22 protein-coding genes are annotated in these 19,911 nt (G+C 52.1%); 15 read left to right on the plus strand and 7 right to left on the minus strand.

Annotated features, from left to right (window positions below; all coding sequences use genetic code 11):
• Positions 1-75: 75 nt before the first annotated feature.
• Complete coding sequence (locus tag RIC29_11315) at positions 76-507, minus strand: Fur family transcriptional regulator (GenBank protein ID MEQ8735504.1); 432 nt, start codon at positions 505-507, stop codon at positions 76-78.
• Between the two features lie 306 nt (positions 508-813).
• Between RIC29_11315 and RIC29_11320 the strand changes: the two genes are divergently transcribed.
• Both RIC29_11320 and RIC29_11325 read left to right on the plus strand, forming a co-directional pair.
• A complete protein-coding gene (locus RIC29_11320; protein ID MEQ8735505.1) occupies positions 814-1,128 on the plus strand; it encodes a hypothetical protein in 315 nt (104 codons plus the stop codon).
• Between the two features lie 77 nt (positions 1,129-1,205).
• Positions 1,206-2,360: an MFS transporter gene (locus tag RIC29_11325; protein MEQ8735506.1), complete on the plus strand. Its 1,155-nt coding sequence runs from the start codon at positions 1,206-1,208 to the stop codon at positions 2,358-2,360.
• A 6-nt stretch (positions 2,361-2,366) separates the two neighbouring features.
• Here the strand turns inward: RIC29_11325 and RIC29_11330 are convergent, their stop codons facing one another.
• The 6 genes from RIC29_11330 to RIC29_11355 form a co-directional block, all read right to left on the minus strand.
• A complete protein-coding gene (locus RIC29_11330) occupies positions 2,367-2,864 on the minus strand; it encodes a cold shock domain-containing protein (GenBank protein ID MEQ8735507.1) in 498 nt (165 codons plus the stop codon).
• Positions 2,865-3,061: 197 nt separating this feature from the next.
• A complete protein-coding gene (gene glpK / locus RIC29_11335) occupies positions 3,062-4,555 on the minus strand; it encodes a glycerol kinase GlpK (protein MEQ8735508.1) in 1,494 nt (497 codons plus the stop codon).
• A gap of 28 nt (positions 4,556-4,583) precedes the next feature.
• The gene (mobA, locus tag RIC29_11340; GenBank protein MEQ8735509.1) at positions 4,584-5,198 is read right to left on the minus strand and encodes a molybdenum cofactor guanylyltransferase MobA; all 615 of its coding nucleotides are present in this window, start codon (positions 5,196-5,198) and stop codon (positions 4,584-4,586) included.
• 84 nt (positions 5,199-5,282) lie between these two features.
• A complete protein-coding gene (locus RIC29_11345) occupies positions 5,283-7,289 on the minus strand; it encodes a cyclic nucleotide-binding domain-containing protein (protein ID MEQ8735510.1) in 2,007 nt (668 codons plus the stop codon).
• Between the two features lie 198 nt (positions 7,290-7,487).
• Positions 7,488-7,958, minus strand: coding sequence for a MarR family winged helix-turn-helix transcriptional regulator (locus RIC29_11350; protein ID MEQ8735511.1), 471 nt, complete (start codon positions 7,956-7,958; stop codon positions 7,488-7,490).
• A gap of 54 nt (positions 7,959-8,012) precedes the next feature.
• Positions 8,013-8,273, minus strand: a complete 261-nt coding sequence (locus RIC29_11355) for a hypothetical protein (GenBank protein ID MEQ8735512.1) — start codon at positions 8,271-8,273, stop codon at positions 8,013-8,015.
• A 169-nt stretch (positions 8,274-8,442) separates the two neighbouring features.
• Between RIC29_11355 and RIC29_11360 the strand changes: the two genes are divergently transcribed.
• The 13 genes from RIC29_11360 (at position 8,443) to RIC29_11420 (ending at position 19,902) form a co-directional block, all read left to right on the plus strand.
• Positions 8,443-9,216 (plus strand): hypothetical protein, encoded by a 774-nt coding sequence (locus RIC29_11360; protein MEQ8735513.1) that lies wholly within the window; start codon positions 8,443-8,445, stop codon positions 9,214-9,216.
• A 117-nt stretch (positions 9,217-9,333) separates the two neighbouring features.
• A complete protein-coding gene (locus RIC29_11365; GenBank protein MEQ8735514.1) occupies positions 9,334-9,633 on the plus strand; it encodes a DUF1330 domain-containing protein in 300 nt (99 codons plus the stop codon).
• Between the two features lie 4 nt (positions 9,634-9,637).
• A complete protein-coding gene (gene dctP / locus RIC29_11370; GenBank protein MEQ8735515.1) occupies positions 9,638-10,666 on the plus strand; it encodes a TRAP transporter substrate-binding protein DctP in 1,029 nt (342 codons plus the stop codon).
• 2 nt (positions 10,667-10,668) lie between these two features.
• On the plus strand, positions 10,669-11,067 hold the full coding sequence (locus RIC29_11375) for a RidA family protein (protein ID MEQ8735516.1): 399 nt from the start codon (positions 10,669-10,671) through the stop codon (positions 11,065-11,067).
• 64 nt (positions 11,068-11,131) lie between these two features.
• Positions 11,132-11,764, plus strand: a complete 633-nt coding sequence (locus RIC29_11380) for a TRAP transporter small permease (GenBank protein ID MEQ8735517.1) — start codon at positions 11,132-11,134, stop codon at positions 11,762-11,764.
• A gap of 2 nt (positions 11,765-11,766) precedes the next feature.
• On the plus strand, positions 11,767-13,083 hold the full coding sequence (locus RIC29_11385) for a TRAP transporter large permease (GenBank protein ID MEQ8735518.1): 1,317 nt from the start codon (positions 11,767-11,769) through the stop codon (positions 13,081-13,083).
• Between the two features lie 36 nt (positions 13,084-13,119).
• Positions 13,120-13,959, plus strand: a complete 840-nt coding sequence (locus tag RIC29_11390; protein ID MEQ8735519.1) for a fumarylacetoacetate hydrolase family protein — start codon at positions 13,120-13,122, stop codon at positions 13,957-13,959.
• Positions 13,960-13,985: 26 nt separating this feature from the next.
• Positions 13,986-15,581 carry an ABC transporter substrate-binding protein gene (locus RIC29_11395; GenBank protein MEQ8735520.1) on the plus strand — a complete coding sequence of 532 codons (1,596 nt, stop codon included), beginning with the start codon at positions 13,986-13,988 and terminating at the stop codon, positions 15,579-15,581.
• A 134-nt stretch (positions 15,582-15,715) separates the two neighbouring features.
• Positions 15,716-16,651, plus strand: a complete 936-nt coding sequence (gene oppB / locus RIC29_11400) for an oligopeptide ABC transporter permease OppB (GenBank protein MEQ8735521.1) — start codon at positions 15,716-15,718, stop codon at positions 16,649-16,651.
• On the plus strand, positions 16,644-17,579 hold the full coding sequence (locus tag RIC29_11405; protein MEQ8735522.1) for an ABC transporter permease subunit: 936 nt from the start codon (positions 16,644-16,646) through the stop codon (positions 17,577-17,579). The genes oppB and RIC29_11405 overlap by 8 nt, the downstream gene beginning before the upstream one ends.
• Positions 17,580-17,584: 5 nt before the next feature.
• Positions 17,585-18,559, plus strand: a complete 975-nt coding sequence (locus tag RIC29_11410) for an ABC transporter ATP-binding protein (GenBank protein MEQ8735523.1) — start codon at positions 17,585-17,587, stop codon at positions 18,557-18,559.
• On the plus strand, positions 18,556-19,539 hold the full coding sequence (locus tag RIC29_11415; GenBank protein MEQ8735524.1) for a dipeptide ABC transporter ATP-binding protein: 984 nt from the start codon (positions 18,556-18,558) through the stop codon (positions 19,537-19,539). Before RIC29_11410 ends, RIC29_11415 begins: the two co-directional genes overlap by 4 nt.
• Before the next feature lie 24 nt (positions 19,540-19,563).
• A complete protein-coding gene (locus RIC29_11420; GenBank protein MEQ8735525.1) occupies positions 19,564-19,902 on the plus strand; it encodes a (2Fe-2S) ferredoxin domain-containing protein in 339 nt (112 codons plus the stop codon).
• Positions 19,903-19,911: the final 9 nt, after the last annotated feature.

Consider the following 19,911-nt stretch of genomic DNA (forward strand, 5'->3'; position numbering starts at 1 on the left):
CGTAACCCAAGTCAACAAACCTAGAATTATTCTAATGTTTCAGACCGCTCAGCTGGGTCTTTAAGTAACGATGGTTCAGCCGTTTATGCGCACGATAACATCAACCCGGGACACGGACTTGCCCTCAGGTGCTTCTGGAATCTGCGCCAGCTTCACGTGCCCAACCTCGATATCTTGCAAACGACCAGATTTCTCGAAATAGAAATGGTGGTGATCGCTTGTATTGGTATCGAAATAGGACCGTGTTGAATCAATTGAGATTTCCCGCAACAACCCCTTTGCGGTGAACGTGTGCAGCGCATTGTAAACTGTGGCCAGGGATACATTTACCCCTTGCGCCACAGCATCCGTATACAGAGTTTCAGCCGTGATATGCCGGTCACCCTGCCGAAACAGGATTTCTGCCAATGCCATACGCTGCCGCGTCGGACGCAGACCAACCTTGCGCAAGTGCAAGGCTAAGTCATTGTCTGAAGGAACAGTCTCTTTTGGGGTCGATTTTGTCATGATGATGAACATCACCTAATTGTGAATTGGAAGCATTCTAACAAATAGGGCCTGAGACATGAAGTGCAAATATGAAGCTTGGTCATTCGCGGGTTTGGTGGGGGTGTAAGGCGACGGATCAGCAACACGCTTGAGGACGGGGGAGGGGAAGAGGGCGCGTGCCACTGATCCGTCTAACTTACCTTACATTCTCATGTAAGCGCTTAATTGTGTCGAATTTCGGGCCAATGCCTAACATAATTGTCATAATCGTTGGTATTGGAGAGTGACTTGCCACACCGGCGGAATCAGGTGTAATCCAACACCATGTACCGAACATCATATATTAAGCGCTTGCTGATAGGTTCCGTGGTCGCCGTTGGAGTCACGGTGGCTCTGACCGTCCTTGTGATGTGGATGAACGGCCTAATCGTTGAAGATAAGCCCAGCCAGATTGCCTACACGCCCTGCGTCTTTGGTGAAAAAGCGAGCGCAGCTCCAAAAAACCCATATGCAAAAGACCCGCTCGTTTTGGATTGTATTCCTCCTGAAGACGCCAAGCCCCTGATTACGCAGTGGTTTGACAGTATTTTGTCGCGCCGCAGTCCGGAAGAGCGTCGCACGGGGCCGTCAGACGGGTGAATGAACCCTCTCACTTAACCCCGGAAACAGTCAGTCCAGCCTCCGATTATTCTCGTGGGCTCCGCTCCGTCCTCGTTCTGACGTTCGCCCAGGCATTGTCAATGACCGGCGCTGGAATCGTCATGTTGGTGACAGCCCTGGCGGGCGACTATCTCGCGACGGACCCGCGTTTGGCGACCTTGCCCCTTGCGATCCAGTTTGTTGCAACCATGCTGGCCACCTTTCCGGCAGCGCTTTGGATGCGCCACGCGGGTCGTCGCCTCGGTTTCACTATCGGGCAATGCATTGGCATTGCTGGTGCCCTGCTAAGTTGTTTTGCACTACTGCAAGGCAGCTTTGGTTGGTTCATTGCTGGGGCTGCTTTGCTGGGCGCGCACAATGCATTCTGGGGCTACTACAGATTTGCGGCGGCGGAAGCGGCGCATCCGGAGCGCCGTGCGCGCGCCATCTCTTGGGTTATGTTGGGGGGAATAGTTTCCGCCTTGCTTGGCCCTGAGTTGGCGAAAGCAACGCGAGATTTATTCTCACCAATTCTATTTGCAGGATGCTACGCCGCTATCGCTGGCTTGTGCGTTTTTACGGCTTGTTTAATTCAGGGCGCATCTTTGCCACCGGCACGTCCGCGCGTCTCAAAGTCTGATGATCAAACACGTCCCTTAAGTGAGATTGTCCGGCAGCCTACCTTTATCGTTGCAGCTGTTGCTGCAATGGTTGGCTACGGCGTTATGATTTTGGTCATGAGTGCAACACCGCTGTCTATGGTGGATTGCGGTTTCGCCTTTGACGATGCCGCCTTTGTTATTCAATGGCACGCGCTCGCCATGTTTGTGCCGAGCTTTTTTACTGGCTCGTTGATTAAACAGTTTGGGCCTTTGAAGATCATACTGACCGGTGTGTTTTTAAATATCGCGTGTATGGCGTTTAATTTGTCTGGCATTGAATTTATCAATTTCTGGCTCGGCCTTGTCGCACTGGGGTTGGGCTGGAACTTTATGTTCATCGGCGGCACGGCGCTATTGACCGAAACATACCGGGAGGGGGAACAGGAAAAAACACAGGCGGCAAATGACTTCCTGGTGTTTGCAGCCATATCCGTTGCAACCTTTTCCTCAGGCGCATTGCAAAACGGTTTTGGGTGGGCTGCTGTTAATGGCGTGATGGTCTTGCCGTTGTCTGCTGCGCTGTTCGCCATCATTTGGCTGAGCTCTAAACAACGGCGTGGCTTAGCTTAGCTCAGCTTAATCTGGTTCAATAATGACTTCGACCTGAGTCGCCATTGGCCCCTTGCTGCCATCCTGGACATGCATACGCACATGCTGGCCAGATTCTAAACGATCTAAGTTCGAGCGTTGCAGAGCGCCGATGCCGATGAAAATATCGTGTCCCCCGCCCATAGGCACACCAAAGCCATAGCCTTTGTCGGCAGCAAAGAATTTGATTTCACCAACGATTACGGTTTCATTACCTTCCGGAACGTCATCGACAACAGTTGAGTTGTCGACCGTTTCTATTTCAGTAACTTGAGGTCCCTTGGGACCGCCACCCAAAGCGCAGACGATCGTTGCGCCTTGGCGCAAGGTTCTTAAATCCGCCTTGTGCACAACAGAGACGTGAAGAAATGCATCCGGGCTTCCGTCTGTCGGGGCAACAAAGCCAAAACCCTTTGCAGGGTTAAACCATTTAACTTTTGCCGTAACACCCGATTTTTCGGTCCCGGCCTGGGAAGACGATTCCATAAACACCCATAACTTTATCGAACCCGGGCCGCGTTCAAATTCTATCCCAAATTATGGAGACCGCCAATTCGGGCGAGGCAAAGGGATTGTTTACAGACACTTATAGGGTTTCAGGTCTTTCAATTGTGCACCGCAATAGCTGTCAAAGCTTGGCGACTCCAAATCTGATCAAAAGACTTTGGGCTTTTTGCCGCGCGCTATGGGCTCGACCGGGTACGCAAAACAGCGTTGGTCCACGTCTCTATTTTGGCAGCGCGCTGGTCAGCAGAAATGGATGGTACAAACACACGCTCAACGCTTCGTAAGGTTTCTAACTCCTCCAAGGAGGAAACAACGCCTGCCCCTAAGCCTGCCAATACTGCGGCCCCCCAGACACTGGCTTCAAGATTAGTTGGCCGTTCAATGGCAACGTCTAGGACGTCGGCCAGGCTTTGCAGAAGCCAATCATTCGCCGCCATGCCACCGTCGACCCGAAGCAGCGAAAGGTGATCACCGGTGTCTGCGTGCATAGCGTCCATAAGGTCTTTTGTTTGAAAGCACACAGCTTCCAATCCGGCGCGCACAATATCAGCCTGTGTTGTGTCGCGCGTCAGACCATATAACGCACCGCGCGCATCCGGGTCCCAATGTGGCGCACCGAGTCCAGTAAATGCGGGCACAAAAACCACCTTATTATTTGTGCTCGCCCGTGCGTGTTTATCTGAGTCGGCCGCATGGTTTAGCCACCCCATTTCGTCGCGCATCCATTGTACAATCGTGCCCGCGTTGAACACGCTGCCTTCAACGGCGTAGGCCGTTTTGTTGTTTAGGCGATACCCAATCGTGGTCAGAAGTTTGTTTTGTGAGAGCGCGGCTTCCTCTCCGGTGTTTAACAACACAAAGGCACCTGTGCCAAAGGTACTTTTTGCGAGACCGGGCTGAAAACAACTCTGGCCCGCCAAGGCACCTTGTTGGTCACCAACCATGGCTGTGATCGGAAGCGCACGCCCAAACAATGAGGGCGCAGTTACACCGAACACGCTGGCTGTGTCTTGCACCTCCGGTAACAAAGAACGAGGAATATTGAAGTGATTGAGTAACTCTTCATCCCACTTTTGCGTGTGAATATTAAACAGCATTGTTCTGGAGGCATTTGTGGCGTCAGTTTTATGTGACTCGCTACCCGTCAGGCGCCAGAGGAGAAAAGTGTCTATGGTGCCGAAGGCGAGTTCGCCGTGTTCAGCGCGTTCCCGAATCTCGCGTGAGGCGTTTAAAATCCATTGAAGCTTCGTTGCAGAGAAATAGGAGTCTGGAATAAGGCCCGTCTTCTGCTGAATGACATCGGCATAACCCGAAGCAAATAAATCACGACAAATATCTGCTCCCCGCCGATCTTGCCAAACAATGGCGTTGCCAATGGGGTCACCACTTTTACGATCCCAGACAACAGTTGTTTCACGTTGATTGGTGATGCCCAGGGTGGCGACGCGGCTCACATCACCGATCTCAGACAACACGGACCGAACACAGTCTTTGACAGTTTGCCAGATCTCTTCCGGATTATGCTCTACCCAGCCATCTTTCGGATAAATCTGCGAGAACGGGCGTTGTGCGGTCGCGATGGGAGATCCATGCAAGTCGAAGACGATGGCGCGGCTGGACGTTGTGCCTTGGTCAATGGCCAGCAAGAGTTTTTCTGAAGACAGAGTCATCGCGACCAAGTCACGGCTTTCGGCGTGGTCATGTTCTTTTTGCCATTATGTTTTTTTCAATATCTTCTGCGGTCGAAAGATCTTGCGGTGTATTGATATTGAAGAACGGGTCAAACGCCGAGGTCTCCCAATTCACGATTGCTACGCCATACCCAGACTGAAAGTCTTGCACAGACTGAGTTCCATTGTTCAAAAAATTCTCCAATGGAGCGCTAAGTGATGGCGTCCATGCTGCGACAGGGTAATGCGTTTGCCTTCCAGAGCTGGCCACCGCCACATCAGCCTCTTGGCCTGTCAGTCTTTCAATCAGATCTGTTGGAATAAAGGGTAAATCCACAGGTGTTGTGATCACCCAGTCCGGTTGCGGGTCTTGTTCGCTGGCCCAGTGTAAGGCCGCCGCAATGCCGCCCAAAGGCCCCATTTTTGGTGACGGGCGATCATAGAGTAGTGGTAAACCATAATCTTTCGCCCAAGAATTTTCTGGCTGCACACTTAGCGCAATGTGCTGGCAGTGCGGTTTAAGAGCGGCAATGCATCTGTCGATCAATCGTCTGCCATGAACAGATATGAGGGCTTTATCGCGACCGCCCAAACGACGCGCCCGACCACCGGCAAGAACAACGGCAACGACAGAGATCTTCATGTCATGAGGATGCGGCTGCGTTGTTCCCGCGTCAACGTTGAAGCCAAATTCAGCGGCGATACAATGGCGTCAGTTATCTAGATATTATGCAACTTGACCGATACCAGCCTCTTCTTCCGAGGTTTCACCGTTGAGGAAGGCATCCCAGTCAAAATCATCTTCCGAGTCTGTAATGTTAAAGCTCTGAGCCCACACGGGATCAAATGTCTGTTTGTCGCTGGCGTCTTTCATCTGCTTTTCCGCCCGCACCAAATTGCGCTCGGTCACCGTGGCCATGCGACCTGCGCCATGCTCACCGTAGACAGTCAAGGCGGCCCGGAAAGCTTCGGATGACTGACGCATGTACTCCCACTCGCCTGTATGCTTGGCCAGCAGAAACAACGCAGAGCCGAGGGTATTCTGAATGGCAGCCCATTGCAGGGGTGCGGTATCTGGGGTGCGCACTTGCAGCGCGCTCACACAGGATCTGACTGAGTGTTGCAGCACCGGCACGCTGCGGACGTTGTCGCCATAGACCTGAAGAATTTGTGCCAGCGTATTCATGATCTCAGACCAGCGAATAGGATGAGCATATTTGTCGAACACTTGGCGTGCGGCTTGGCAGGATTGGATGGCTTCGCGCAAGACTTCGTCATCGCCTTCGGCCATGTCAATTTTGTAAAGCACGCCGCCAAGGCGATACTTCATCATGCCCCACTCAAAGGCTTGAGTGCGCCTGGAAATATGCATCAAGGCTTTGCGGTAGGCGGTCGCCGTATCTTTAAGGGTGTCTAGGTCGTTGTCGCGTTCGGCGACGATTTGTAGCGTCAAACCCAGTTGCTGGTGCAGGTGGCCGAGGGCGCGTTCATCTTCAGAAGGTGTTTTCTCAATTGCCGCGCGCCAACTTTCAATTGCTGTGTGAAACCAGGTGCGATCGCCACTCAGTTGCGCCGCGATCGCTGCCGCATTGCCATAGCAAGATAAAATGCTGGCCTGTTCATGGCTGTCCATTGCCATGGAGGGTTCAAGACCCAATGTGCGTCCGGATGTCGCCAGCGAAGGGAGGGCAGATTTAAGAATGCGGCCTTGTGCGATGCTACGCGGGTCCACCGCGGAGAGCACGACGGACCGGATCAGCGCTGTCCATTCCGTATAAAAATCGACCGGGATTGTCAGGGCGTGATGAGGCTTAAAGCGGCCTGGCCGCTCACCCGGGCTAGAGGCCATGGCGACGAACCGAAGTTGAATTGACCGTCCCGTTTCGTCCACAAAGGCCCAAACCAAAAGGTCTGCATTCTTTTCGGTCAGCCAGCGGCGGCCTTCCCGGGTGGCTCTAACCAGGACATCATCATTTGGTCCGGTTGGGCCACTGTCGGCCAGCCCGGGGACCATGCGGGCCAGATCTCGATCAACAGACTCAACGCGCACTCCAGGAACTTCGCTCAAGGCTTCAACGATCATGCCGTGCTGCATATCTTCGTAATCGTCGTAAACTTTTCCAACCAGAATCAGGATGTCCTGAGGGGGGGGTGCTTTACGGGTTTTCCCTGGGCGGCGAGTCGGATCTTTGACGACAGCATCGACAATGCGTTCGAAGAGATTTGGTTTGCGCTCTCCTACCAGATTAACCGGCATGGGTCGCCCCATACCTGCTGGTCTAATGGCTGGAGCGGACTCTTCAGGGGATGTCACCACGACCGGTAACCGCGCCCCTTGTACCGCAGCTTTAATCGCGTCGCCGCGGGTGAGCGGGTCGTCATTGTTGCGTAGGGTTTTGGCAAGCTTAGACATCACCTTAAAAGCTGTATCCGGCTCTAGCTCGACCCGACGGAGAAACTCTGCCCGTGGAATGGCATGAACGGTGACCTCGGTCTTTGCGCGGGCAGAGTTATGCCGTGGGCTTTTGTCCAGAATTCCCATTTCGCCAAACAGCTCCCCATCACCCAAAATGGCGTGAGTGACCGGGCCTTCAGGTCCTGCACCAAAAAGTTCGACGGTTCCGTTGATAATTTCGAAAGCCCAACGGCTTTCTTCGCCTTCAGAATAAATTATGCTGTTTGCGTTGTATGTTTTGGTAACGGTCTGCACCGCGTCGCCTCCGTGCATGGGCATTTAAGCCCTATCAAGTGTTGGCGACAGTCTCAGGCAAGGGCTGTTAACAAGCCCTTAAATGAAGGCATCAAAATGCCTGAGTCCGTGAGAAAAGTGTTTGGCATTTCGGAATGCTGTTGATTCCCAAGGCAGATTCAGTTTTTGCTAATTACTGTATGTATATGCATCTTAATCTGCATCAATAAGGTTCATTTACCCCTAATCGGGGTTAGCAGGTCCCAGGTAAGAGGCTTTTTCGAGGGCCGTCAGCATGTTCTGGACGGTTTCTCCGCCCAGTTGCTTGGCCACCAGGCTTTGCGCCTGTTGCCATAAGGGTAACGCGTGATCCAAAGCGACCGCACCCTCGACTGTAAGCTCTATGAGCTTAATCCGCCCATCTTCAGGGCTTGGGGATTGTGAAATTAAACCAGACTTTAGAAGCGGTTTAATGGTGCGGGAGATTGTCGTGGAGTCGCTCACCAGGGCATCAGAGAGCTCCCCAATCCGAATCGGCCCACGGCTGTTTACCACCATTAAGAGGCTGAGTTGCGTCGCTTTCAGACCTGTGGGAGCCAGAAGTTTATCGAAGATCTGGGTGATCGCGCGCGACGCTTTGCGGGTGTGAAAGCACAGACAAACCTCAATAGCTTGTAGCGCGAGGTCGGACTTTGGAGTGTTATCGTGGCTCATTTAAGTGCATATACACCTTAAAACACTAAGACGGAACCATTCACCGCTGTTTCATTAGTGATTTGCGACAGTTTCTTGCTTGATGGCGCCTGAGTATAACCGGGCCGTCTTTTCGCCGTGGGTTGCTAAAACGTATGGGTTTCCGTTGGAGTCGGTTTCAAAGGACATTTGAATCTCGCCGGACTCGACAGCAGCAATCGCCTGTCCTTCATCTAATTCAAATGCTTTTGAGATTCCTCCCATAAGAGCAGCAATCTCTTCAAACATTTCTCTGTTCGCTTGGTCTTCGTTTTGCTGATCAATTGTTTCGCTCATCACGACTCCATTTTAGCAGAGTTTATTCAGGCCAGAGAGGTTGCCGCTTAAACGTTGCAGATATTCACCCGCCGGACAGTCCACCCTTTTGATACGCTCTGTTCAATTCAATCCGCACTATATTGAATTTAAACACGATATACAGGTTTCAAACGATACAGGGGAGCGCATGCCTGATACTGTAATAACTCAAGAGTTAAGCGACGTTCTTGGATACCGCGCCAAAGTCGGCATTCTGGTTCCAGCCAGCAATACAATTGTGGAGCCTGAAATGGCGGCCATGCAGCCTCCGGGGGTGACGAATCATGTCTCCCGTATGAGCCGCGTTAACCGCCCCGCCCATGATCTTGAAAAGTATAAAAAGTTCCTTGGCGCTTCCGTCGATATGGATCTCGCGATTGATGTTCTCACGGCTTGCGCGCCAGACGTTATCGTCCATGGCCACTCAGTTGACAGTTTAGCTAAGGGACTCGCCGGGGCTGCGGCCATGCGGGCACACATGGAGGCCCTCAGCGGCGGCATTCCAGCGGTTTTGCCCGCTCATGCTCTGCTCAAGGCCCTCGATGTTCTGGGTCAGCCAAAGAACCTTGGCATTCTGACTCCATGGATGCCACCAGCCGATGAGGCTTGTCAGGCGTTCTTCAATGAGGCGGGCTATAATGTGCTTGCCATCAAAGGCCTTCAGCATCCAACGCCATTGCATATCGCAACGGCGACGCCAAAGACCCTCAACGCGGCTGTGGACGAAATCAACGTCGATGGTGTCGATTGTATCATTAAGGTGGGCACCAACTCTTCGATGTCCTTTCTTGTTGAGGAGATGGAGCAGCGTCTGGGCAAGCCGGTGTTAACGGTGAATGTTGTCACGTACTGGGCTGGTCTGCGTCACATTGGTATTGAGGACCGTCTTAAAGGGTTCGGTCAACTGGCCGCAAACCATTAGCTCTGATACATAGGAAGTCCTTAACGCCCTCTTGTCCAAAAATTTGGGCAAGCACCTTCAAGCTTCGTCCTGTCACATATCCGGCGGGGCGAGGGTATTCTCAGTCAAAGGAGAGACATGATGGCAGGTTACATCGTTGCGGTTGCGCGTATTGATAAAATGACCGATGGACTCAAATCGTACATTGAGAAATCTGCAAAACTGTCGGCTGAATATGGCGCAGAATATGTCGTTCGCGGCCCAGCCAAAGAAGTGGTGGAGGGCGATTACCTGACAGGCCGCAGCGTCGTGGTCTCAAAGTTTGAGACCCTTGAAAAAGCGGAAGCCATGTACAAGTCTGATGCCTATCAAAACGAGATTAAGCCGCTGCGTGAAGGTTCAGGTGTTTACGACATTGCTATCTTTGAAGGGCCGTAAGCCTGTGACACATAGACGACGTTTATCTCTGGGCGCGGCGTGTTTTGTTGTGCTTTCCAGCCTACCCGCAGTTGCAGAAACGCAATGGAATGTCTCAATGTGGGGTGCCAGCCGTGCTGTAACGGTTGCCATAGAATACTTAGCGGATCAGGTTCAAGCGCGTACCGATGGCGATTTCAAAATGGTTGTCCATTTTGGTGAGGCGATTTCTCCTGCCCGTGAAAACATTGATGGTATAGCCATTGGTGCTTTTGAAGCGGCGCATATTTGTCCATCTTATCATCCCGGTAAAACGCCAGCCCTGCTTGCTTTAGAGTTACCGTTCTTGCCCTTTGATACCGTGCGGGCAGCGCACAAGGTGGCTTTAAAAACCCACAGCCATCCAGTTATTGAAGAAGAATTGAGCCAGTTTAATGCCAGGGTTCTCCAGCATGTGATTGCCCCCCGGTATGAGTTCATGGGTCGCGGTGAACCTCCTGAAACTTTCGATGCTTGGCAGGGTATGCGTGTCCGCGCGCCTGGAGCCATTGGTGATGGCGTCCGTGCGCTCGGTGCGCGCCCAACCTCTGTGCCAGCGCCTGAGATTTATACCAGTTTAGAACGTCGTCTGTTCGATGCCGCAGCGTTACCATTTTCCTATACCTTCGCGAGCTATCGCATTCATGAAGTGTCCGATTGGTATACCTTCAATATGAATATCGCGATCCCCAGTTGCGTCATTCTGGTGAGTCGTGATGCCTGGGCCGCCTTGCCCAATGAGTATCAGGTATTGATTGAGGAGATTAACGCTGCAGCATATGAGCTGCAATTTGAGGCGCTGGCAGATGCAGATACTGCTTGGATCCCTGAGTTTGATCAACGCGGTCTGAAGCGGGTGATTTATGATGAGCAGGCGCTGCATGCATTCAAAACCGAAACCGCACAGCCGTTGTGGGCGGATTGGGTCAAGCGCTACAGTCGGCGTTTTGCGTCTCAAGAATATCTGGATTTCATCATCGAAGAAGCCACTCTGGCCAATACGATGGAGAACTGATCTTGCCGCGTCAGTCTATTGGCCCTGTAGGCCAACTCCCTGACGGTGCAACAAATCCTATCAGCCCTGCTGTGCGTGCGGGTGACTTTGTATTCATTTCTGGCCTTATGCCTAAGGGTCCAGATGGTCAGATTGCGCCGGGTGGCATTACAGCACAAACAAAGATCGTCATGGAACGACTCCGTACAGTTCTTGAAACTGTAGACTGTAGTTTTGAGGATGTTGTGAAGTGTACGGTTTGGATTACAGACGCGAAAAATTTTAAAGCGTTTAACAGCCTCTATGAGTCCTACTTCTTAGGTGCGCCACCAGCAAGGTCCGCGGTGCGCTGCGATCTTCTGTTGGAGGGAGCCCTCCTCGAATTGGAAGCGCTCTGCTATAAGCCAGTGTTAACGGATTAAGTTAACGTCTCTTCGACCGCATTCAATTGAGGCGGATTCATCTTAATATAGGAAAGTTAGAGTAGTGCGATCTCAAGAAGTTCCGATCGGTTCTCTTGCCAGTGTTCATCGGCTTTGGTCCCGCCTTGAAGACGTCTGTGCCGCAGCGGCTGGGGTACTGATAGCAATTGCTATGTGCCTCACGGTTGTTGAGGTCCTCAGCCGTAAACTGCTCAATGCCCCACTCCCTGGTGTTATTGATATGTTTGATTTGGGCATGGCGGCCGTTGCGTTCTTGGGCGCGTCCCAGTGTCAAAGATTAGGCGGCCATGTTCGCATGGAGCTCGTTGTCCGCCGTCTGAACGGACGCTCCCTGTGGTGCGTAGAATCACTCACTGCGTTGTTGGCGCTTTGTTTCATCTTAGCTGTCTGTATTGCTAGTTATGAAGCTGTAACGCGAGCATACCGTGTTTCTGATTCGACCATGGATTTGTTGCTTCCGGTCTGGCCAGCCAAACTGCTCGTGTCCATTGCGTTGACGGTGCTGTCAGGCCGCCTCGCTTTGCAGTTTATCGACTCCCTGCGTCTAATCGTAAATCCCGACGCTGTGCCGATTGCCGCGTTGAAAGTTGCCTCTGTTGAAGACCATGCTCGCGAAGAAATAGAAGAAGCGATTGGGCCGCTCGAGTCAGATGCCTCCAACGGCAAGGGACAATAGGCATGGATCCGTTCTTTATTGGCGTGATTGGCGTCCTGATTCTCTTCGTTCTTGTGATCGCTGGAATGCGTGTGGCCTGGGCCTCTGGCATTGTCGGTCTTGGCGGCTTGGTGGTGTTGCGGGGCTGGGACCCGGCTGTTGGTCTTGCCGGTATCCTGACTTATGCGGAAACTGCGCGGTATTCTTTGTCCGTTCTTCCAATGTTTATTCTCATTGGCCTACTCGCCTTTCATGCTGGCCTTACGCAGAAAGCCTTCGCTGCTGCCCGCGCTTGGGCCGGCCGCCTTCCCGGCGGCTTGGCGGTTGCGACCGTGTTTGCAACGGCAGGGTTTGCGGCGGTCTCTGGGGCAAGCACAGCAACGGCCGCCGTCTTTACGCGTGTTTCTGTCCCTGAAATGTTGAAGGCTGGCTATGATCCGAGGCTCGCCGCAGGGGTTGTCGCTGCGGGTGGCACGCTGGCCTCGCTTATTCCTCCCAGTGCCATTCTTGTGCTGTATGGAATTATCGTTGAAGAGTCCATTGGTGCATTGCTCTTGGCCGGTTTCCTCCCGGGCATTCTGTCTGCCGTTTTGTACGCCGGGTTCATTGTTGCGCGGGTAAAAATCAGCCCAGAATTGGGGCCGCCATCAACCGTCGCCATTCCTATGTTGGACAAGTTCAAAGCGCTTGGCCAAGCTTGGGGTATTCTCGCAGTCATCGGGATCGTGATCGTCGGCTTGTACACAGGGTGGATGACCCCGACTGAGGTTGGGGGCATTGGTGCTGCTTTGGTCTTGTTGATGGTGCTGTTCAATCGAGAGTCCAAAAAATCGCAAATCTTTGAGGCATTTGTCGATACCGCACGCTTAACCGCTATGGTGCTGGCTATCGTCTGGTGCGTTCTTGTTTTTGTCAGATTTCTTGGGTTTACCGGTTTGCCTGGAGTCTTGGCAGATTGGATTGGTAATCTAGATGTCCCACGCATTGTCATTCTGCTGGCCATCCTCGGCATCTATATGGTTCTTGGCATGTTTCTGGATGGTCTCGGCATGCTTTTGCTGACCATGCCGGTTGTCTACCCCGTCATCATTTCATTGGGTTACGATCCGATTTGGTTTGGTATATTGGTCGTTAAAATGATCGAGATCGGACTTGTTACACCGCCAATCGGACTTAATTGTTTCATAGTGAACGGCGTCAGGCCTGACATTAGTCTGGAGACGGTTTTTAGGGGCGTAGGTCCTTTCGTTATAATTGATCTGCTCACCGTTGGCGTCTTGATCGCTTTGCCGGACATCGTATTGTGGTTGCCCAGAACCATGAATATGGGCGGTTACTGAGGGGCGGCCTCACAAGAATTGGATGCAAGACACGCGATGAAATTCGTTTCTTACGAATACAATGAAGGCATTAAGTTCGGAGCGATCGTTGAAGACGGCATCATCGATTTATCTGATGCTGGGCCGAGTCTGAAATCTGTTCTGCTGACAGGCCCGCTCGACAATTTGATCGCGGTTGCAGAGAGCCGCTCGCCAACGGTTAAACTCGATCATGTTATTTTGCACCAGGTCATTCCTGATACGACCCGCATTATTTGTGTCGGTAAGAACTATCAAGATCATGCCAAAGAAATGGGCGGTGAGGCTCCGACTAATCCCAATTTATTTATGCGCACCGCGCAGTCCTTAGTTGGCCACCGGCAGTCAATCATCGCTCCTCGTGTTTCGGATCAGTATGACTATGAAGGCGAATTGGCCGTGATTATCGGCCGAGGCGGCCGGCATATTTCGGCTGAGAAAGCGCTGTCTTATGTGGCGGGGTATAGCTGTTTTCTCGATGGAACTCTGAGGGATTATCAGAAGCATTCGTTTACGGCGGGCAAAAACTTCGATTCTTCTGGGGCTTGTGGCCCATGGTTGGTTCCTGCCGCTGAAATCGCCGATCCGCAATCTCTCACGTTGGTTACTCGTGTGAATGGCGAGGTCATGCAGAACGCGAGCACCAAAGATATGATTTTCACAGTCACGGCTCTGATCGAATATGTTTCAGCGTTTACCCATCTGGAGCCCGGCGATGTGCTTGCGACTGGAACGCCAGCAGGCGTGGGGGCGGGACGTTCACCACCTGTTTGGTTGAAGCCAGGCGATGTCGTTGATGTCGAAATTGAAAATATTGGTGTCTTAACCAACACCGTTAAGGCGGAGTCCGAGGTCTGATCTTTCTGCTCCTGATCTCTCAGCGCATGATTTCTCTGCGTCTGGCAGTTATCTGGCTTTTTGTGGCGAGCCAGAGTTTTTTTTCTCCTGCCGCGAGGAGTGAGACACCGCAAAATATTACGGTCTTCGTTAGTTCATCTGTTGAGAGTGTTGATCCACACCATGCAGTGTCGTTTGCGGAACATGCCGTTGTTAACACGCTTCATGTTGGTCTTACAGATTACGGTGAAGATGGCCGACTGCGCCCGGGTTTGGCCAAGAATTGGGTCGTTTCTGAAGATGGCCTGACGTACACTTTTACACTCGAGAAAGATTTAACGTGGTTCGATGGCCAGCGTCTTATCGCACAGGATGTAGTTGCCGGAATCAAGCGGGCTCTTAATCCAGATCGCCTGTCACCCTTCGCGGCAAAGCTGTTTTCCATCACGTCTGCTGAGGTCTATGCCCTGGGACAGATGACGGAGAATGACGTGCTCGGTGTTGCGGCGCTGGATGACGAAACGGTTGCCTTTAACTTAAGCCGCAGAGACTATAACTTTTTGCATGTGCTTGCTCATCCTGTCGCAAAGCCAGCGCCAGTTAACACTCCGGACTCGGTTGCGACAGGTCATATGACGTCCGGCTCGTATAGGGTTGCAGACGATGGAGACATCACGCATCTCGTCAGCCGTGACAAAACACGTACGTTGATCTTTGAAGTTGTTGCGTCAGCCCAAGAGGCTTGGTCTCGCTCTGAAGATGTAGGTCCGTTTGTGACCGCAGAGATGCCCATCATATCAACACCCTCAGTTGGTGAGCGCGCCTCAGACATTAAACCGAGTGGTGGAGAACAACTTTACGCTTATGCCGTCAACATGGCACGCGCGCCTTTGGAATCTCTGGAAGTTCGGCATGCTCTTGCCATGTCGATTGATCGAGCAGCAATCCTTGAGTCTCTTGGGGTTCCCGGTCTTGCGACGGCTACCCAATACGTTCCGAAGACAGCCATGACATATAGCGCCTCTTATAAAGTTCCCTTTGGTTCTCTCACCTTTGAAGAGCGTGAGGCCGTGGCTGCCGCTTTGTTAGCGGAACATGGATATGGCTTGTCTAACAGATTAGCACTTCGTCTCCGCATTCCTTTGGGCGACATACATGCTGATGTTGCCCGGCGTGTCGCAGAGATGTGGGAGATCGCAGGCGTTGATACAGAGATTATTGCTGCGCCTTTTTCAGAGCATTGGCAGGCTTTGGAACAAGGTGACTTTGACGCTGCATTCGCTGCCTGGCCCGGTGCGCGGGATACACCGCGCGCATTCCTTGAACCGTTGAGTCAGTTCGGAGGGCCTTGGAACTTTCCCCAGTATCAATTTCCCGGATTTAGCGAGCGTTTGATGCGCGCGGCTGAGGGGCGGGATGAAGACCCTCGCGCCGGCCAATACCGTGAGGCGGAAAAAGCTCTTATTGAAGACCAAAGTTTGTTGGCTTTGTTCTTTTATAAACCTGCAACCTTTGTCTCGTCTTGGCTTCAGGGGTGGCAAACTAATCCTGCTGGCATCCATCCGTTACATACATTCAGGGTAGTGGAGGAGAGAAAGGTGCTCGGTTTGTCGCCTCCCGCTTTACCAAATACGGCCCCCTAGAATCGTGAAAGTGATTTTTGAATCGTCCTATCATAAGCTTTGTCGGTGCAACTTGGTCTGGTACCAATGAATTAGGCCCGTTATGGTCAGTCCCTAAATTGTCACACGCCGAACTCTGGAACTTTATCTGATCCATGTGGGCTTTTATTCTCCGTCGTATCTTGATTGCCATTCCGACTTTGTTGGTTGTCATTACGGTTGCCTTTTTTCTGATGCGCTTGGCCCCTGGCGGCCCCTTTGATCAGGAAGCGCCTCTGCCGCCCGAAATCATGGCCAATCTCAAAGCGGCGTATGGCTTGGACCAGCCGCTGTGGTGGCAGTACACCAACTATCTCGGCAATCTGCTGCAGGGAGATTTTGGGCCGTCATTCAAATACAAAGACTTCTCGGTTACGGAATTGATCGGCCAAGGCTTGCCCGTAAGTGTGCAGAATGGCTTGGCCGCGTTAATTCTCGCAATCTCTTTGGGGATACCGCTAGGAGCGATGGCCGCGTTGCGTCAGAACAGCGGCGCAGACCACGCGGCGATGACGGTAGCGATGACAGGAATTGTGGTGCCAAATTTTGTTGTCGGTCCGCTGCTGGCATTGGTTTTTGGCATCTGGTTGAAGGAGACGGCTTTTGCATTGCCCGTTGCCGGATGGAACAATGGTGCTTTGCCAAACCGTATTCTTCCGGTTGTTTGTTTGGCGTTACCGTTTATCGCTTATATCGCGCGCATCACCCGTGCCAGCTTGATTGAAACTTTGCGCACCAATTATGTGCGAACAGCCCGTGCCAAAGGCTTGCCCTTTCGGTTGGTGGTCCTGCGCCATGCCTTCAAAAGCGCGATGATTCCGGTTGTCACTTATCTCGGCCCTGCGACAGTATTTCTTCTGACAGGCTCGATGGTAATTGAAACTATTTTTGGGCTTCCGGGGATTGGCCGCTACTTTGTGCAAGGGGCTTTGAACCGGGATTATACGCTCGTCATGGGAGTGACCATTCTCGCGGCATCTATGGTGATTGCGCTCAATCTTATCGTTGATATCGCTTACGCCTGGCTCGACCCAAAGGTGCGCTATGAGTGAGACACCGTTGAGCAAGCCATCTCGTGTTAACCTCAGTGTGCCGCGCGCCGACGCGTTGGATAAAGCCGCAGATGTTGAAGGGCGCAGTCTTTGGCAAGATGCATTTAGTCGCCTGCGGGCCAATCGGGCCTCTATGATTAGTGCGATTATGCTGATTTTGCTTGCCGTTGTCTGCTTTGCAGGACCTTACTTTGTCCCGTGGTCATATGAAGAAATTGATTGGGATATTCTAGAGGCGGCCCCTCCAAATTTTGAGACGGGCCATTATCTGGGCACGGATTCACTTGGGCGTGACATGCTGGCCAGAATTCTGCAAGGAGGACAGGTGTCCTTTCTTGTGGGTATTTTGGCAACGTCCGTGGCCTTGGTTATTGGCGTTACTGTAGGCGCGACGGCAGGCTTTATGGGGGGCAGGGTTGATCAGTTTCTCATGCGCTTTGTTGATGTTATGTATGCTGTGCCGCTGATGTTTTTCATCATCATTCTAATGGTCGTTTTTGGGCGTAATTTTTATTTGATGTTTCTAGCAATCGGCTTTGTTGAGTGGCTAACAATGTCGCGTATTGTGCGCGGTCAAACGTTGACTCTGAAAAACAAAGAATTTGTTGAGGCGGCGCGGGCCTCGGGTGGCTCAACAGCCAGTATTATTATTCGGCATATTGTGCCCAACGTTCTTGGCGTTGTGGTCGTGTATGTCACGCTGACCATTCCCCAAGTTATTTTATTGGAAAGTTTTTTGAGTTTCCTCGGCTTGGGGGTGCAACCGCCGATGACCAGTTGGGGTGCTCTGATCGCGGAAGGAGCGCAAGAAATGGAAATTACACCGAGAACTCTCATTCTCCCGGCAATTTGTCTCTCAACAACGCTCTTCTGTTTTAACTTCCTGGGTGATGGCCTCCGCGACGCGCTCGACCCGAAAGACCGTTAACGCTTATGACTTCAGTGTTAGAAATTGACAAACTCACCGTCGCCTTTAGTACGCCGGATGGAACAGTTGAAGCCGTTAACGATGTGACTCTGTCTGTTGAGGCGGGTGAATGTCTTGGTCTGGTTGGCGAGTCTGGCTCCGGAAAAAGCCAAACCTTTATGGCCGCCATGGGATTGTTGGCTGACAACGGCACGACATCAGGTGAAGTGCGGCTTGATGGTATTGATCTTCTGTCAGCCAATGAAAAAAAGCTGAACACCTTGCGCGGCGAACGCATTGCTATGATCTTTCAGGATCCGATGACGTCGCTGACCCCCCATATGAAAATCGGACGACAATTGTCTGAAGTGCTTATTGAACATCAAGGAGTTGATGCGGCAATGGGACGCGCGCGTGCGCTCGACATGTTGAGCCGTGTGAAAATTCCCGAGGCTGAGCGTCGATTGGATATGTATCCCCATGAACTCTCTGGGGGTTTGCGTCAGCGTGTGATGATCGCTATGGCGTTGATGTGTGAGCCCGAGGTCATCATTGCGGATGAACCGACAACGGCTCTTGATGTGACAGTGCAGGCGCAAATTCTCGACCTTCTGGTTGAGGTTAAAGATAACCTGGGAACGGCGATTGTCTTGATTACGCATGATTTGGGTGTTGTCGCGGGACTGGCTGACCGGGTTGCTGTGATGTACGGTGGACGTATCGTTGAGCAGGGTCAGGTTGCTGAAATTTTTGCATCCCCCATGCATCCGTATACGCAAGGTTTATTGGCGTGCACGCCGCGCTTGGATGTCGATACGGACGCTTTGATCACCATTCCGGGACAGCCCCCAAATTTACAAAATCTACCCACCGGTTGCAGTTTTCATCCGCGTTGCATTCATGCGTTTGATCGCTGCACAGCGGAGCGCCCTGTTCTTAAAGGTGTTTCTGAGACGCGGATGAAGGCCTGCTTCCTTGACATGGCGGAGGCCGCCCAATGAGTGATGCGTTTCTGCAGGTTCGTGATCTTAAAGTCCATTTTCCAGTGCGAACGGGTGGTGTTCTCATAGGCCAATATACGCCGCTCAAAGCTGTGGACGGTGTGAGCTTTGATCTGAATCCGGGTGAAACCTTAGGGGTTGTCGGTGAGTCTGGATGCGGCAAATCCACCCTAGGACGTGCTGTTTTGCAACTCATCGGTGCGACGGATGGTGTTGTCTCTTGGCTTGGCACTGATCTCACATCTCTCAGTAAAAAAGAACTGATCGCCGCGCGCGAAAACCTCCAGATCGTCTTTCAAGACCCGCTGGCCAGCCTCGATCCGCGTATGACCGCTGGTGATATTATCGCAGAACCGTTGCGCAATTACCGCCCCACGCTGACCAAGGCAGACCGTCGCAAAATGGTTGAGGAGATGATGGAACGGGTTGGCCTCCTGCCGCGCATGATCAACCGCTATCCACATGAATTCTCTGGCGGGCAATGTCAGCGTATCGGCATAGCGCGCGCAATGATATTACGCCCTAAATTGGTGGTCTGTGATGAGCCTGTGTCGGCGCTGGATGTTTCAATTCAGGCCCAGGTTGTTAACCTGCTCATGGATCTGCAAAAAGAATTTGGTTTGGCGCTTCTGTTTATCAGTCATGATCTTGCCATTGTCCGTCACATCAGCCATCGGGTAATGGTGCTCTACCTTGGAAAAGTGATGGAGTTGGCAGACAAGGCCGCACTTTATGCCACGCCGCGTCACCCGTATACGCAAGCTCTTTTGTCTGCTGTGCCAATTCCCGATCCGACCAAAGAACGTAACAAAGACCGGATTCTGTTGACAGGCGATTTACCTTCGCCTTTAAGCCCCCCATCCGGTTGTGTCTTTCGCACGCGGTGTTTTAAAGCTACTGAAAAATGTGCCAAGCAGATTCCTATACTGGAAACAGCCGGTAAGGGGCAGCAGGTCGCCTGTCATCACTGGCAAGACTAAACACCATTCCAAGCTGAGTATGATATGTCCGAAATAGACCAGCCCTATTATCGACTGCATGTTTTTTGTTGCACCAATGTGCGGCCGCAGTCACATCTGCGCGGATCATGTGCCCGTAAGAATTCTGTAGCGTTGCGTGATTATATGAAGACTCAGGCAAAGAAGATGGACATCGGGCGTGTGCGCGTTAATGCGGCCGGGTGTCTCGATCGCTGCGAGCTTGGGCCAGTGATGATCATCTATCCGGACGGCGTTTGGTATCATTACGAAAACGAAACGGATGTAGATGAAATTTTAAGCAGCCATATTAAAAACGGCATCGTGGTCGAGCGTCTAAAACTCAAAGTTGAGGATGGACCATAAGCCGTTTGT

This window comes from Rhodospirillaceae bacterium (genome assembly GCA_040219235.1).
Taxonomy (GTDB): Bacteria; Pseudomonadota; Alphaproteobacteria; order Rhodospirillales; family Rhodospirillaceae; genus WLXB01.